The organism is Acidobacteriota bacterium (assembly GCA_012729555.1).
Taxonomy (GTDB): domain Bacteria; phylum Acidobacteriota; class UBA6911; order UBA6911; family UBA6911; genus UBA6911.
The window spans coordinates 34,670-49,887 of the sequence record JAAYCX010000015.1 but is presented as its reverse complement, the minus strand read 5'-3'; the positions used below and the strand labels follow the sequence as shown (position 1 = coordinate 49,887).

The 15,218-nt window shown below is 60.2% G+C and carries 11 protein-coding genes and 1 tRNA gene; 3 read left to right on the top strand and 9 right to left on the bottom strand.

The genetic code is table 11. The annotated features are described in order from the left end of the window. The 3 genes from folP to tilS form a co-directional block, all read right to left on the bottom strand. The gene (gene folP, locus GXY47_04495; GenBank protein NLV30395.1) at positions 1-891 is read right to left on the bottom strand and encodes a dihydropteroate synthase; all 891 of its coding nucleotides are present in this window, start codon (positions 889-891) and stop codon (positions 1-3) included. Positions 892-925: 34 nt separating this feature from the next. After that, positions 926-2,848 (bottom strand): ATP-dependent metallopeptidase FtsH/Yme1/Tma family protein, encoded by a 1,923-nt coding sequence (locus GXY47_04490; protein ID NLV30394.1) that lies wholly within the window; start codon positions 2,846-2,848, stop codon positions 926-928. 127 nt (positions 2,849-2,975) lie between these two features. After that, positions 2,976-4,403, bottom strand: coding sequence for a tRNA lysidine(34) synthetase TilS (tilS, locus tag GXY47_04485; GenBank protein NLV30393.1), 1,428 nt, complete (start codon positions 4,401-4,403; stop codon positions 2,976-2,978). Between the two features lie 146 nt (positions 4,404-4,549). Between tilS and hemB the strand changes: the two genes are divergently transcribed. After that, entirely contained in the window at positions 4,550-5,518 is a 969-nt protein-coding gene (gene hemB / locus GXY47_04480) for a porphobilinogen synthase (protein NLV30392.1), read from the top strand. Positions 5,519-5,532: 14 nt separating this feature from the next. Next, positions 5,533-6,834 carry a glutamate-1-semialdehyde 2,1-aminomutase gene (gene hemL, locus GXY47_04475; protein NLV30391.1) on the top strand — a complete coding sequence of 434 codons (1,302 nt, stop codon included), beginning with the start codon at positions 5,533-5,535 and terminating at the stop codon, positions 6,832-6,834. Between the two features lie 16 nt (positions 6,835-6,850). Here hemL and GXY47_04470 read toward each other — a convergent pair whose 3' ends face one another. Next, positions 6,851-8,119: an HlyC/CorC family transporter gene (locus GXY47_04470; protein ID NLV30390.1), complete on the bottom strand. Its 1,269-nt coding sequence runs from the start codon at positions 8,117-8,119 to the stop codon at positions 6,851-6,853. Between the two features lie 2 nt (positions 8,120-8,121). Next, positions 8,122-8,634, bottom strand: a complete 513-nt coding sequence (locus GXY47_04465) for a CarD family transcriptional regulator (GenBank protein NLV30389.1) — start codon at positions 8,632-8,634, stop codon at positions 8,122-8,124. Positions 8,635-8,777: 143 nt separating this feature from the next. On the opposite strand from GXY47_04465, the gene GXY47_04460 reads away from it, so the two are divergent. Beyond that, positions 8,778-8,865: transfer RNA gene (locus GXY47_04460), tRNA-Leu, on the top strand. A gap of 290 nt (positions 8,866-9,155) precedes the next feature. Here GXY47_04460 and GXY47_04455 read toward each other — a convergent pair. The 4 genes from GXY47_04455 to GXY47_04440 all read right to left on the bottom strand — a co-directional run bounded on the left by GXY47_04455 (position 9,156) and on the right by GXY47_04440 (position 15,198). Continuing rightward, positions 9,156-9,383, bottom strand: a complete 228-nt coding sequence (locus GXY47_04455; protein NLV30388.1) for a transposase — start codon at positions 9,381-9,383, stop codon at positions 9,156-9,158. 208 nt (positions 9,384-9,591) lie between these two features. After that, complete coding sequence (locus GXY47_04450) at positions 9,592-11,727, bottom strand: hypothetical protein (GenBank protein ID NLV30387.1); 2,136 nt, start codon at positions 11,725-11,727, stop codon at positions 9,592-9,594. Between the two features lie 1,957 nt (positions 11,728-13,684). After that, the gene (locus GXY47_04445; GenBank protein NLV30386.1) at positions 13,685-14,488 is read right to left on the bottom strand and encodes a nucleotidyl transferase AbiEii/AbiGii toxin family protein; all 804 of its coding nucleotides are present in this window, start codon (positions 14,486-14,488) and stop codon (positions 13,685-13,687) included. Continuing rightward, positions 14,485-15,198: a hypothetical protein gene (locus GXY47_04440; GenBank protein ID NLV30385.1), complete on the bottom strand. Its 714-nt coding sequence runs from the start codon at positions 15,196-15,198 to the stop codon at positions 14,485-14,487. The genes GXY47_04445 and GXY47_04440 overlap by 4 nt, the downstream gene beginning before the upstream one ends. Positions 15,199-15,218: the final 20 nt, after the last annotated feature.

The following is a 15,218-nucleotide window of genomic DNA, read 5'->3' as shown; positions in this document are numbered from 1 at the left end:
TCAGCCTGCTTCCGGCGTCCGCCCCGCGGCCCTCGCGATCGCGTCGGTGACATCGGCGACATCCCGGGCGGCGGCGACGTCATGCACGCGCACGATGTGCGCCCCGTAAAGGATGGAGGCCGCCACCGTCGCACAGGTTCCCGGGACCCGTTCTTCCGCGGTTTTTTTTACGATGGAACCGATGAACGATTTTCGCGACGTTCCGACGAGGACGGGAAATCCCGCGGCCGCAAGCCGGGGGAGATTCACTATGATCTCGATGTTCTGGGTCGCCGTTTTCCCGAACCCTATCCCGGGATCCAGGATCACCTTGTCTGAGGATACACCACCGGCTTCGGCCCGCGCAACCGCTTCCCGGGCCCAGCGGTCGATCTCCCCGAGAATATCGGGGCTTGGCGGAAGCGCCTGCATGTTGGAGGGTTTCCCCCGCATGTGCATCAGGACCAGGGCGGCCCCCCGCGCGGCGACTTCCTCCGCGATGGCGGGGTCGTTGTCGAGCGCGGTGATGTCGTTGATGACGGCGGCGCCGCACTGGAGCGCCTCGCGCGCTACGCGCGCCTTGGAGGTGTCCACGGAGACCGGGATGGGGTACCCGGGCCCCCGGGCCAGGGCCTCGAGCACGGGGATCACCCTCCGGAGCTCCTCCTCCGTGTCGACCCCCTGGGACCCGGGGCGGGTGGACTCCCCGCCGATGTCGAGGATGTCCGCCCCCTCCTCGGCGATCTGCCACGCCCTCCGGACGGCGGCCTCGATCTCGAAATGCGCTCCCCGGTCCGAGAAGGAATCGGGGGTGACGTTGAGGATACCCATGACCAGGGTCCGCTCCCCCAGCCCGAGGGTCCAGTCTCCGGCCGCGAGGGTGAAGGTCTTTCGGGAAGAGAGTTGGGGCATGAGGTGGGATCCTGTCTGCAGGAGGCCGGGCCGGCTAGGCCGGCGCCGGCTTGCCTTCGGGGTTCATCAGGTGCGGGCGGGGGGAGCCTCCGGGCTCCTTTTCCCGGGTCGCGGTCCCCTCGGGGTCGGGATCGGATGGGACGCCGGTCCTGGGCTTGATCGGCTGCCCCTTGATGATGGCCTCGATCTCGATGATGTCCAGGGTCTCGTATTCCAGCAGCGCCTCGGCCAGCCGCACGAGGGTGTCCCTGTTTTCCTCGAGGATCCTGGCGGCGTGGCCGTATCCCTCCTCCACGATCCGCTTGACCTCCTGGTCGATCCGGATGGCGGTGTCCTCGCTGTAATCGCGGTGCTGGGAGATTTCACGGCCCAGGAAGATCTGTTCCTCCTTCTTTCCGAAGGTCAGCGGCCCCATGGCCGGGCTCATCCCCCATTCGGTCACCATCTTGCGCGCGCGCTCCGTGGCGACCTCGATGTCGTTGGCCGCCCCGGTCGTTTCCTGGTCCAGGAACATCTTTTCGGCGCACCGCCCGCCCATGAGGATGGCGATCTGTCCCTCGATGTACTCCCGGGTGTAGTTGTGCTTGTCGGCTTCGGGGAGCTGCTGCGTCAGCCCGAGAGCCATGCCGCGAGGGATGATGGTGACCTTGTGCACCGGGTCGGTTCCGGGGATCAGGTAGGCCACCAGGGCGTGTCCCGCCTCGTGGTAGGCCGTGACCTTCTTCTCCTTTTCGGTGAGGACCATGGACCTGCGTTCCTTGCCCATCAGGACCTTGTCCTTGGCCCCCTCGAAATCGCTCATCACGACCGTCTTGCGGTTGTACCGGGCGGCGTTGAGGGCGGCTTCGTTCACGAGGTTCGCCAGGGAGGCGCCGGAGAAGCCCGGGGTGCCGCGGGCGATCACCGAAACGTTCACGTCGTCCGATATCGGGATCTTTCGGGTATGGACCTTCAGGATCCCCTCGCGTCCGCGGATATCGGGGAGCGGGACGACCACCTGGCGGTCGAAGCGGCCGGGCCTGAGCAGCGCCGGATCCAGGACGTCGGGGCGGTTGCTGGCGGCGATCAGGATGACGCCGTCGTTGGACTCGAATCCGTCCATCTCCACGAGCAGTTGGTTGAGCGTCTGCTCCCTTTCATCGTGCCCTCCGCCGAGCCCGGCGCCGCGGTGCCGACCCACGGCGTCGATTTCGTCGATGAAGATGATGCAGGGCGCGTTCTTCTTCCCCTGTTCAAAGAGGTCGCGCACCCGGCTGGCGCCCACCCCCACGAACATCTCCACGAAGTCCGACCCGCTGATGGAGAAAAAGGGGACGTTGGCTTCCCCGGCGATGGCCCGGGCCAGCAGGGTCTTCCCCGTCCCCGGGGGGCCCATCAGGAGGACGCCCTTGGGGATGCGGCCTCCCAGCTTCTGGAATTTCTGCGGCTCCTTGAGAAACTCGATGATCTCGGTCAGCTCTTCCTTGGCTTCCTCCACCCCGGCGACATCCTTGAACGTCACCTTCTTCTGCTGGCTGGACATGAGCCGGGCCCGGCTCTTGCCGAACGAGAGCGCCTTGTTCCCCCCGCTCTGCATCTGGCGCATCAGGAATATCCAGAAGCCCAGCAGCAGGATGAGGGGGAGCCAGGAGGTGAGGAAGATCGACATCAGCGACCCGTGGGAGGTTCTCTCCACTTTTACGGCAACCCCGTTCTGGTTGAGGTCCTGGACCAGGTCCCAGGCGCCTTCGGCCGGGATGGTGGTCTTGAATTTCCTTCCGCCGACCTCTTCGCCTTCGAGGTCCTCGCCCATGATCCGGACCGACTTCACCTTCTTGGCCGTCATGTCCCGGTAGAAGGTGGTGAAATCCTTGTCCTCGATATTCACGTCGCGGACATTGACCAGGATCTGCCACAGCACGATCAGCGAAGCGGCTACCGCCAGCCACACCAGAATGTTCTTCATGTTGCTGTTCAATAGAAAAACCTCCAATCGGGACCTTCGGCCGGCGCCCGGCCGAAGCTACACCCCGCTTCCGCGGGGCATAGTTCCCTCTATGACAGTATACCAGAGCCCCCGCGATAAATATAAGATTGAGGATACATTAGAAAAGTCCAGGTTCCACCGCGGCGGGGATCCTCTCGAGCATGATGCAGGGGGTGCCCGGCGCGGCCTCGTGCCGGCGGGCGGGCCGGAAGCCGGGGATCCAGACGACGGCGTCGCCGGAGGCCACCATCGCCAGGCGGGAGCGCTCGAGGCGCGGGACCCTGGCGTCGATCAGCATCCGCTTGACCTTCCGGTGCCCCTCCCCCCCGTACCGGTCCCCCGGTGCCCGCGACCGGACCGTCAGGGGGCCGGGGAGGGTCGAGGGGTCGATGAAGGCACGGGAACGGGGTGCCGGCGTCCCAGGTGACGGGGCCTGGCAGGCGGAAGCCCGGAATGTCACCCCCGTTTCCCGGAGGAGGCATTCGCCCGGCACCGCGAGCGGGTAGGCGTACCCGAGCGTTTCCGAAGGGGGCCGCCCGGAAAGCGTCAGGGTGTCGAACTGGCGGATCGCCCGGGCGCCGCGCGGAAGCTGGGCCTGGCGGCTCTCCCCCCGGCCGGCGCACAGGGCCAGGATCCCCTCGATATGAACCGATCCGATCCCGCGCAGCGACCCCAGGCACTCGCGCAGCGCGCGCCGCACCACCTCTTTCCTCAGAGCGGGGTGGAGCCGGGCCAGGGGGGGGATCTCGAGCACGACCTCCCCCCCGGAGGTGCGGAGGATGCCGTCTGAGGCTTCCGAGGCCTGCGACCGGACGTAATCCCACACCTCCCGCACCATCCGCGCCTGGCGCGCCAGGGCGGGGACGAGGCGGGGGTTGTAGCGGCTCCGGAGGGAGGGGAGGGTTTCATGACGGAGCCGGTTGCGCGCGTAGCGGAGGTCGCCGTTGGAGGCGTCCTCCCTGTGGCCGATCCCGCGCCGCTCGAGGTAGTCGACGATCAGCCCGCGGCCGCAGTCCAGCAAGGGGCGGATCACGAGGCCGTCGGCCACGGGAGCCATGGCCGCGAGCCCTTCGATCCCGCTTCCCCGGAGGAAGCGGAAGAGCGCGGTTTCCGCCTGGTCGTTCAGGTTGTGGCCGACGGCGATCTTTCCGGCCCCCACGCGGCGCGCCGCGCCGCGGAGAAAGCCGTAACGCACCCTGCGCGCATGCTCCTCCAGGTTCCGTCCGGCGAGTTCCGCCTGCCGCCGGACCTCCACGGTTTTGGCGATGCACCGAAGACCCAGCTCGAGGCTCATCCGGCGGACGAAGTCGGCGTCGGCGTCGGCCTCCTCCCCCCGGATCCGGTGGTTGAGGTGCGCCACCGTCAGCCTGAGATCGTATTCGGGCGAGAGGGCGACGAGGCAGTGGAGCAGCGCCACGCTGTCGGCCCCCCCGCTGACGGCGACCAGGACGTGCTCCCCCCCGGCCAGCATCTCATGGGCCTCGATGGTCCTTCGGACCCGGCGCTCGAGGGCGTGCCCCCCCCCGGGTGGAATATGTGTCCCCATCGCCCCACTTCTACCACAAATCCGGACCGATGAGAACGGGCCAAATGGGGCGCTCCCCTCGGCCCGTCGCCGTGATATAATCCTCCTTTTTCGCGGGTCGACCCGGTCTTTGCCGGCCGGCCCTCTTTTTGAAAGGGAGTGGCTTCATGTCCTTTCCGGAAAACCGTCCGCGAAGGCTCCGCAGCAGCCTGATCCGGGGGATGGTGGCGGAAACCAGGTTGTCGCCCGAACAGCTGGTGTATCCCCTCTTCGTCTGTCCCGGCGAGGGGGTGAAAAAGGAGATCTCCGCGATGCCGGGGAACTACCACTGGTCCGTGGACACCCTCGTGGAGGAGGTCCGGGCGGTGAAATCGCTCGGCATCGGCGGCGTCATGCTCTTCGGGGTCCCCGACAAGAAGGACGATCACGGGAGCGGGGCCTGGGACGACGAGGGGATCGTGCAGCAGGCGCTCCGGGCCCTCAAGCGCGAGGTCCCGGGCATCGTCCTGATTTCCGACGTCTGCCTCTGCGAATACACCTCCCACGGCCACTGCGGCGTCGTCTCCGGCGGGGAGATCCTCAACGACGAGACCCTCGAGCTGCTGGCCCGGACAGCCCTGTCCCAGGCCGGGGCGGGCTCGGACATGATCGCCCCCTCGGACATGATGGACGGGAGGGTGGGCGCCATCCGTTCGCTGCTGGACGCCCATGGCTTCCAGAACACCCCGATCATGTCCTACGCGGTGAAGTACGCGTCGGGTTACTACGGCCCGTTCCGCGAGGCGGCCGGTTCGGCCCCGGCGTTCGGGGACCGGCGCAGCCACCAGATGGACCCCGCCAACGCACGCGAAGCCCTGCGCGAGATCGATCTCGACATCGGTGAAGGGGCCGACATCATCATGGTGAAGCCCGCCGGCCCCTACCTGGACATCCTCCGGATGGCCCGGGACCGCTACTCCATCCCCCTGGCGGCCTACCAGGTCAGCGGCGAATACTCCGCCCTGGTGGCGGCCGGGCGGATGGGGTGGCTCGACCTGCCGCGCACCATGATGGAATCCCTGATCGGCATCCGGCGCGCGGGCGCCGATATCATCCTGACCTACTTCGCCAAAGAGGCCGCGGAAATATTGTCCTAACCCGACTTTTTCAGATTGGAGCCAGGCTCGTGAACGATCGATCCAAGGAGTTGTTTTCCCGCGCGCAGAAACGAATCCCCGGGGGGGTGAACAGCCCCGTGCGCGCCTTCCGCAGCGTCGGCGGGGACCCCCGGTTCATCCGGTCGGGGAAAGGGAGCCGCGTTACCGACGTGGACGGGAACACCTACATCGACTACCTTGGCTCCTGGGGCCCCCTCATCCTGGGGCACGCCCCGGCGCCCGTGATCGGCGCCCTGCGGCGGCAGATCGGGCTGGGTACCAGCTACGGCGCGCCCACCGAGAACGAGGTCGTCCTGGCGGAGATGATCACCGAGGCCGTCCCCTCCATCGAAAAGGTCCGGCTGGTGAACTCGGGCACCGAGGCGACCATGAGCGCCGTCCGGCTTGCGCGCGCCTTCACGGGACGCAACAAGATCGTCAAGTTCGACGGCTGCTACCACGGGCACGTGGACAGCCTGCTGGTGAAGGCGGGGTCGGGGGTGGCTACGCTCGGGCTCCCGGACAGCCTCGGCGTCCTGCCCCAGGACTGCAGTTCCACCATCTCCATTCCTTACAACGACATCGACGCGGTGCACCAGGTCCTCGACCTGAACCGGTCGGAGGTCGCCGCCGTCATCATCGAGCCGGTGGCCGGCAACATGGGGATCGTCCCCCCCGCGCAGGGATTTCTCCAGCGCCTGCGCAAGCTCACGCGCGAGCACGGCGCCCTGCTGATCTTCGACGAGGTGATCACCGGGTTCCGGCTCCTGTACGGGGGCGCCCAGGCGCTGCTCAGGGTCAAGCCCGACCTCACCTGCCTGGGGAAGGTCATCGGCGGCGGGCTCCCGGTGGGCGCCTACGGCGGCCACCGCTCCATCATGAAATGGGTGGCCCCGGAGGGGCCCGTCTACCAGGCGGGGACGCTTTCGGGGAACCCCCTGGCGGTTTCGGCCGGCATCGCGGCGCTGGGGGCCCTGAAGAAGGAGGGAGTGTACGCGAAACTGGCGGCCATGACCGCCTCCCTGGTGGTCGGCCTGAAGAAGGCGGCCGGGGACGCCGGCGTCCCGGTCCGGATCAACTCCATCGGGTCGATGTTCACGGTCTTTTTCACCGAAACGGACGTCAGGGATTTCCAGACGGCCAAGACCTCCGATACCGAACGGTACGCCCGGTTCTTCCACGCCATGCTCCGGCGGGGGGTCTATTTCCCGCCGTCCCAGTTCGAGACCGGTTTCCTGTCGCTGGCCCACACGAAAAGCGACATCAAGGCCACGATAGAGCTGGCGCGGGAAGCCTTCGGGGAAGTGGCCGGCTGAGCGCCGCCCCCGGGGGTCACGACGAGGTCCGCACCCGCACGGAGACGATGCGGAACCCTTCCGCCTTCTCGATGGTGAGGACCAGGTTTTCGTAGCGCACGGTTTCCCCCTCGAGCAGCAGCCGCCCGGTCAGCGATTCGAGAAAACCCGCCAGGGTGGCATACCTGGGCGTTTCCGGGAGCTTCTCGTCGAAATAGCGGTTGAAATCGCGGATGGGCAGGTTCCCCGCCACGCTGTAGAGGTGCGGGCCCAGCTGCCTGACGGCCTCGGTTTCCGTGTCGTGCTCGTCGCGGATTTCGCCCACGATCTCCTCGAGCAGGTCCTCGAGCGTGACGATCCCCTCCACCCCCCCGTATTCGTCCACCACGATGGCCATGTGCAGGTGCATCGACTGCAGCCGGCGCAGGACGATGTCGAGCCGGGCGCTGTCGGGGACGAAGTGCACCGGGCGCAGCAGCGTCCGGATGGCGATCTCCAGGTTCGATTTCCGGACGTAGGGGAGCAGGTCCTTGACGTTGAGGATGCCGATCGGGTTGTCGAAATTGCCGCGGTACACGGGGATCCGGGAGTAGTGGGTCTGAATGACGATGTCCAGGATCTTCGCCGGCTCCTCGCTGATATCGATGGCCGTGACCTCGCCCCGGGGGATCATGATCTCGCGGATCTGGGTCGCCCCGATCTCGAAGATGTTGTAGAGCATCAGCTTCTTTTCGTCCGGCACGCTCGCCTCGCTGGAGCCGGCGATCATCGCCTTGATCTCCTCTTCGCTGAGGCTCTGGGCGAAGGGGCTCCCCTTCGGGTTCAGCCCGAAAAGGCGGACGAGGCCGTTGGCCATCCAGGCGGCCATCCGCGCGAAGGGGTTCAGGACGGCGAGGAAAAACCGGACCGGGGGGAGGAGCCTGCGGGAGAGGGTCTCCGGGTGCGCCGCCGCGACGATCTTGGGGGTCAGTTCGCAGAAGATCAGGATGATGAAGGCGAAGACGAAGGACCCGACGAGGCCGGCGATCTCCGCGTATTGATCGGAGAAATAGGAGGTGACGATCGAGGTGGCGATCCCGGCGGCGGCGATTTCGGCCACCGTCACCCCCAGCAGGATGACGCCCAGCAGCCGGTCGGGGTTGGACACGATCCGGTGGATGGCCTCGGCCTGCCGGTCCCCCGATTCCGCCTGGTACTTGAGCTTGAGCCGGTTGACGGCGATGAAGGCCGTTTCCGCCGCCGAGAAGAAGGTCGACAGGACGATGAAAAAAAGCAGGAGAACGAAATAGAGCAGCAGCGGAGACAAGGCTATTCGGAGGTCTTCACGGAACGTGAATAGGCCTCGGAAAGAATGCGATCGATCTGTTCCTCGACGGATTTCTCGTTCAGGCTCCGGACCGTGGCCACCTCGCTGATGATGAGCTGCTTGGCCCGGTCCAGCATCTTCTTTTCGCGGAACGACAGGCTCTTGCGGTAGCTGAGAAAGACGAGGTTCTTGAGCACCTCGGCGACCTGGAAGATCGACCCGGTGCGCATCTTTTCGGAATGGTCCTTGTAGCGCCCCTTCCAGTCCGCTTCCGGTTCGAAGAAATCCTCGTTCAGGAGCTTGTAGAGCCCGTCCACGTCGTTCTTCTTGATGATGCGGCGCAACCCGACGTTCTTGACGTTGGCGGTGGGGACCATGACGAGGGAGGAGTTGGCGTGGATCCGGAGCATGTAGAACTGCTCGGCGGTGCCGTTGACGTCGCGGCTGCTGACTTCTTCGATAATGCCCACTCCGTGGTTGGGATAGACGACTTTTTCACCAATGCGAAAATCCATAATACCTCCGGAAGCCAGCCATTATATCAGAAAATCGTTCCCCGGGCAAACCGCCCCCCTTCGCTCCCGTTTGTGTCGATTGACTCTGGAGGAGCCGATGGGCTACTATGGGCGCCCAAACCGCGGCGGGAAACCGCCGCCGGGCCGAAGTGGCGGAACTGGCAGACGCACGGGACTCAAAATCCCGCGCCCCTTGCGGGCATGAGGGTTCGACCCCCTCCTTCGGCACCAGCAAAATCAACTACATACAGGAATTCAATTTTTCGAATCCCGCCCCAAAAGGCATGACTTTGCCTGTGATTGCCCTAAAGCGCGAATCAGGGGATCGGAATGGACGCGATACACCTATGACGGCGATCACGTGGTGCTGGAGGAGAACAGCGATGGAAGCCTTGTGTGTTACGAGAATGGTCCGGGGATAGATAACAAGCCGTGGTGCCAACAGGGAAGCTCGAGCCCGGTCTTTTTCCTGACGGATCTTCGGGGTAGCGCCCGGGCACTTGCATCCAGCGCCGGCAGCATCATCCGGACGATAGAATACGATTCGTTCGGCAAGCCTCTCGGGCAGATAGCGACGAGAAAACCTTCGGCAATTCGGCCAGAGCCTGACGCTTCCAGATCGTAACCATGTTCGGATGCACTTGGTAATGAGAAGCTATTTCCTGGATGGTCTTTTGTCCCTTTACGGCTTCTATTGCTACTCGGTCTTTGAATTCCGCTGTAAACTGTCTTCGCTTTTTCGTTGCCATTGTCTCGCCTTGTCCGGAGGCAAGGATTTTCCACCCTAATTTCCTGACCGAATTTTGGGGAGCAGCTCCGCCAGTGTTTGATTAATAACCGATTTTAGCAACTGACAGCCCTAGACTTTTTTGAGGATCGGAAGAAACAATGATTTATTCATCCCGGGTGCAAAGCAAAAAGGGCGCTTCATAATGCAACTTTTGAATTACGGATTAGTTACTCGATCTTCAGGATCAAGTGATTAGACGGTATCCCCATAACTCCCGGGTTGGATACCATGATTGCAGCGGAGCCTGTCTCTTGGATGTCCGCAGATGGTATGGCCACACGCAACTCGGTATCGCTGATATAACTGGTGGTCCGCTCCTCGCCGTTCAGCCATGCCACCGCTCCGGGCACAAAGCCAGCGCCATATATAGTCAGGAAAAAATTCCCTCCGCCTCTTTCTGCATTTTTGCTGAGCGCTGATAAGCCAGGCGTATACGCTGCGGAATCAATAGGCAGGACAAGGTCGCTGCGAAGCACGAACAGCTGACCGCCGTCGGTCAGCAAAGCTACCCCGTTTGTCCCCCAACGAATAAAGCTGATAATGGATCCTGAGACGCCCGCAATCTCCTGCGAACCGAGTGAGGCGAAGGTGTTTTGATCAAATGCCAAAAGTTCCTTTTTACCACTTGAAAATGAATCAACCAGAAAAAAGGTCCGACCAATGGATGAGTCAAGTTGTGGCAAATTATCTGCGGGATCCGGCAATGCATAAGTACCAAGCAAATCCAACGTCTCCGGATCGAAAACCAATCCGGTTGTGGAATAAATGCGGCCATTTTCAAACTTTATATCGGCCCCATAGCCGCTGAGGATATCTTGGGAAACGCTGGTTATCGTAACTCCAGAATCGTCCACCCACATCTTTCGGAATCCAAAACCTGAACTTTCATTGTTGTATCCGTATAGGGTGGAGGCTGAAGCAGAGAATTCAATGGCATTGCTCCCCGTGTGCGAAGCAGTAGCCTGAGGCCGCATAATGCCATTGTCGTATATCGCTACGCCGGCGTGCCGGGGTGAAAGTCCTTTATACTTCCTGGATAAAGCGATGGTGCCGTTATTTTCGGGCATAATCGCAATATCTTCAGCATAGAGCGGGCCACGTTGGGAGTCGCTCCCAGGAGAAAATTGCAATCCAGGGGTGCGTGAGGGTATGTCGAAAACGCGTACTGCGGCAGCGCCATCCAATGATGCATAGATGAGCTTTCCATCGCTGCTGATGGCCAGCTTTCCAGGTTCGCTCCCGATGTAGAAGGAGCGCCCAATCGTGCCTGCTTCCGGATCGATTTCAGTAATAGTATTGCCGATGGCTCCGGCGGTGCCGGAAACGGAGGCGTAGATTAATCGCGTAAATGGATCGTAGACCATGTCCCGGGCTTGCAGGCTTAGATACGAATATAGCATTATGGATTGTGAGGATCCGCCGCCGGGAGCGGGATTAACAACCCTCACGGTTGATGGATTGGCAAGTGAAAGGACGCCGGCGGGAATGGTGACCTGAAGTCTCGATTGATTGATAAAGCCTGTCGGATAACTGGATCCATCCACATAGACTGCGGATGTCGAAAGAAAACCATATCCCATAACGTCTATTATAGTTTCATCGTTCACTGCGGCGGACGCAGAACTTAGATTGGAAATTACCGGCAAAGGATTGGTAACGGTGAAAGGGATTGCATTGGAAGTGACATCCTGCGAGGACGAATACACTGTTATCGCATAAGTGCCGGCCGTCTCCATATCGCTATAATAGATGATGGACTGTAATTGAGAGGCGCTCAAAACCACCGTTGGCCGAGCGGAACCGTTCCAGCGCATTACCATAGATGATGAAAATCCTCTCCCGGTGACGGTTACAATGAAGGATGCGGAGCCAGCAACCGCACTGGAGGAGCTAAGGGAAGAAATGGCTGGTCCCGTAGCGTTGATGGAAAAACTGGCGGAGTTCGAAGTCCCGCCTCCTGGACCGGGATTAAAAACTGTTATAGCCACGGTGATTGGCGTTGCGATGTCGGCAGCTGGAATGGAGGCATCCAACTGTGTGTCGCTTATATAGGTAGTTGTTCGGTTGCTGCCGTTCCAACGCACTATGGAGCTGCGAATGAAACCTTTTCCAGTTACTCGCAAAATTATATCCGGAATTCCGGCAGCAACGTTGGACGATAAACTGGTAATCGATGGAACTGGATTTGAGGCGGCCGGCGCCGACGCCTTCGAAGAGCTACAGCCCGTGATTAGCTGCAGGAAAAGAAGGCATAACCCAAAAAGCAGGATGGCGGAAGCACACGAAATAGAATTCTTTTTCAAGATATTTCTCCAATCGAAAGCGAACTCAAACCGTTAACCCAGTTGATCGAATTCTGAATTCAATTAAATCGAAAAAAAATTACCTCAAAACACAGCACTATAGGTGAAATGAGCAGCGGCCCGCCATGAATGCCGTCTGTCAATGCACCGTGTTTCCAATAAGGGGCGCCACGAAAGCTGGCACAAAACCGGTGTGGCAAAAATGCATCTTGACCGCCCCGATCTTCGGTTAAAATGCCCCTCAAAGTCAAGATGGTGCTTTCGCATTCGACATAATAAGACAGATCAGAAGGGGGGAGGGGAAAAAGAATACCGGCGCCTGTATGAAAACGGCGGCTGATCCTTCCTATCCTTCCGGAATCCGCAGGGCCGAGGTCGACCCTTGCCGGATACTCCGGGAGGCACACAAACGGGTGTTCTGAATCGATGACTTGTTACACCTGCGTCTCGGATTAGTGATCTCATATTCTGAAATTTTTAATGTAGCCTTTTGTCTATCAAGATCAACGCATGTTCCTCGTATTGCAATGCGTCCCGGGGTACCCTCCGATCCGCGGGCAATCTTTTATGCTGCCCATTCAGCCTGGATGCCGAGAATTCATATTTAATACTCGCCTGATCCCGCGCACACGGCCGTATCCTTCCCATTGGGCCCGATTTGTGGATAATACGCGAACATGGATGGATTCACCCTTTTTGTCCTGGATGCCGGACCGGATCAGCTGTGTCATTTTGGCAAGCGTGCATGACTCCGGTTGCCGCGATTTGATAGTTTCAGAGGCTGTCGGCGCAAAGAACGCGCCGGGAGGACGGCCCAATGAAACGCGAGAAGTCCCTCGCGTGTTGTGCAAACACCCCGGGCATGGCAATCCTATGCAAGCGGTTGATCCCAACAATGGTAATAAAACAATTTTAGTATGTATTCATTTAGTGAAGGAAATGTTCATTGGAGACCTGAGAATTCGCTGTTCGGAACCTTCGGAGAGGGAAGGTGATGATGAAGATCGCGATTGGAGTTATGTTCACAATTATTATCTGCGAAGCGTCATTCGCTGTGGCGAATCAATCCTCGTGTGGGTGCTATATTAGTATGGATGCAGTCAAGAGTCGGGTTGAACCGCCAGCTGGGATTCCAATGAAGAAGTGGTATCCAGAGGGAATTGCAATCTTGGAAAATAGTATTAGTAGGAGTGGAGATAGTATAGGAAAAGGGATAGCGCGTGTTTATCCCAGAAGGGAATTGCGGAATCCAGACCGGCTGGAGCGAGTTCTATCACTCAGGCGGCTATCATTCAGCGTACCAACAATTATCACCAATGAAGAGGGCAAGACCCCTACTGTGACGATGCTCCTGCTTTTCGCATAAAAACAGGAGCATGAAGATATTAAATTGCGCCAAAAGAGCATTGATGTAGAAAATTATATTAAGGTGCAGTTAGAGGAGGCAAAAAAATGGAGAGAACTGAATCACGTCGGTATTTGAAAGGCGAGGGGGATGCTCTCGATCAAATTCCACAATCTGCGCAATTATGATCTTCATCGCTGGGATGGTGCTGGCGAATGATTCCCTGTCGCAGCTCAAAAATACGGATATTGAGACGGTGAAGAACTGGATAGAGCCGCCCCCCGGATTTTCCATGAAAACGTGGACACCGGAGGATGCTTCGCCTGTCGAAAAGGGTATTGTGAGGAGCGGTGATTGGCTGGGGCGTACAATCGCTAGGGCGTATGAAATAGGGGAATTGCTTAACCCAGATCGACTTGACCGAGTTCTATCACTAATGCGCCTATCATTCAGTTATCCCGCTGTTATTATTCCTATAGAGGATAGCAATCCTAGGGCTACCATGCTTCTGCTTTGCGCTTTGAAACATGAGTGCAAAGACCCGAATTTGCTGCAGAGAATAGTTGATGCTGAGGTGTACATTAAGGAGCAATTGTCAAAGAGCCAAAAGGATCATTTCAGGAGGCTGAGAAGCACCTCCTTAGTCAGCAGGTCCAGATCCCGTGCGCGCTCCAGGAATGGCTTCACATCGGCTCGGGCTTTTTCCCAATCCCGGGACTTGATTCGGCTGCTCAATTGCTCGCGCCAATCAGCTTCCGTTATACGCGGCCCCTTCCACCCTGTTTGTGCCAATGCGGCATTCAGGAGGTCAAGGTTCGGAACCGGGCAAGCGCGGTCGGCGAGGTACCAGACCAGGTCGTAGAGATCGCGGCCTTTTGTCCATTGGCGACTGAGAACCGCGTGGATCTTTCCCGCGAGCAGGGAAGACAGGTCATGGTGGCACAGGTTCAACGTGACGTGCCGGCGAACAACGGTATTTACGATGTGCGCTCCCGCAGGAGGATTGGTGTGCAGTTCCAGTTTTACGGAGAGCACCCGGGCCGCATGGGGGGAAATGCCGATTTCGTGGGGGAGCCCGGGAAAGCGGATCCAGGCGGATGAAACCGTCCTTTTCTCACTCGCCCTTACGTCAATCGAATAGCCTTCCCGCTCAAAAAGTCGCTTGATTCCGGCCGCAGCCGATCCAAAACCAGCGTTTTTTTCCGGATCGATGAGAGAAAAATCGAGGTCTTCCGAAAATCGCGGGATGCTGAACAAAAAGCGCAACGCCGTGCCGCCCAGAAAGGCCCATCGGAGAAATGCGCCGGTGTCCTGCAGCGCTTCCAGGATCCGCGCCTGCAGATACTCCCGGACCAGACAGGTGCGGGCAAGATCGTTCCCTGCGGCGGAGGCCAGCCGGCGCAGATGCTCCTTCATAGGCACTCTCCTCTTTCTTCCTCGAGCAACGGTCCGACAAGGCGGGCAGCACGGATCAGCTTCGGTTTGCCGCTCCGTTCGGCCAGTTCGTTCATGGCCGCCAGGTTGAAGGCTGCCGGATTCTGCAGCCTCAATTGCCGGAGATATTTCTCGGAGTCCGCACCGGCGGTCAGGTGAATCAGGTCCAGGAGCGCCTTTTCGGGCGAAGCCACAAAGGCAAACTGCCTCGGGGCGACTTCAACCTGGGAATACCCGAAGAGAAGGCGCAATGTCAGATGATTGAACTGGAATGCCCCCAGGGGATTCCGGACTGTTTCGGGACGGCCCGGGCCGACGCCGGTCACGACCGGGACATATTCGGGAATCATGCCGTGATACGCCAGCGCCGATTGTGTACTCACATAAGACCCGCGCTGAAGCCGATTGGCGACCAGGAACGGATGCGGCTCCACCTTGCGCCAGACCGGGGCCAGGGCATACAAACCACGGCGAAGTCGAATCAGTCGACCATCCTTCACCCATCGGGACAGTTGCAGCCGCACCTGGGGCGCCGACAACTTCCCCGACAACAGGAGGGCCGAGGAAAACACCGGCTCATCAGCGACCAATTCCAGCAGTGACTGCCATTTCATTGCAGATATATAACAAAAAAGATAATATAATGCAATAAAAAACCCATAGGCGATCGCCTGAATTTGTTTCAGGGTCAATTGCCGGAACAGGATTTGCC

Excerpts from the sequence above, each read along its gene's own strand:
- folP (NLV30395.1), bottom strand. The coding sequence starts at position 891 with ATGCCCCAACTCTCTTCCCGAAAGACCTTCACCCTCGCGGCCGGAGAC.
- tilS (NLV30393.1), bottom strand. The coding sequence starts at position 4,403 with ATGGGGACACATATTCCACCCGGGGGGGGGCACGCCCTCGAGCGCCGG.
- hemB (NLV30392.1), top strand. The coding sequence starts at position 4,550 with ATGTCCTTTCCGGAAAACCGTCCGCGAAGGCTCCGCAGCAGCCTGATC.
- GXY47_04465 (NLV30389.1), bottom strand. The coding sequence starts at position 8,634 with ATGGATTTTCGCATTGGTGAAAAAGTCGTCTATCCCAACCACGGAGTG.
- GXY47_04455 (NLV30388.1), bottom strand. The coding sequence starts at position 9,383 with ATGGCAACGAAAAAGCGAAGACAGTTTACAGCGGAATTCAAAGACCGA.
- GXY47_04445 (NLV30386.1), bottom strand. The coding sequence starts at position 14,488 with ATGAAGGAGCATCTGCGCCGGCTGGCCTCCGCCGCAGGGAACGATCTT.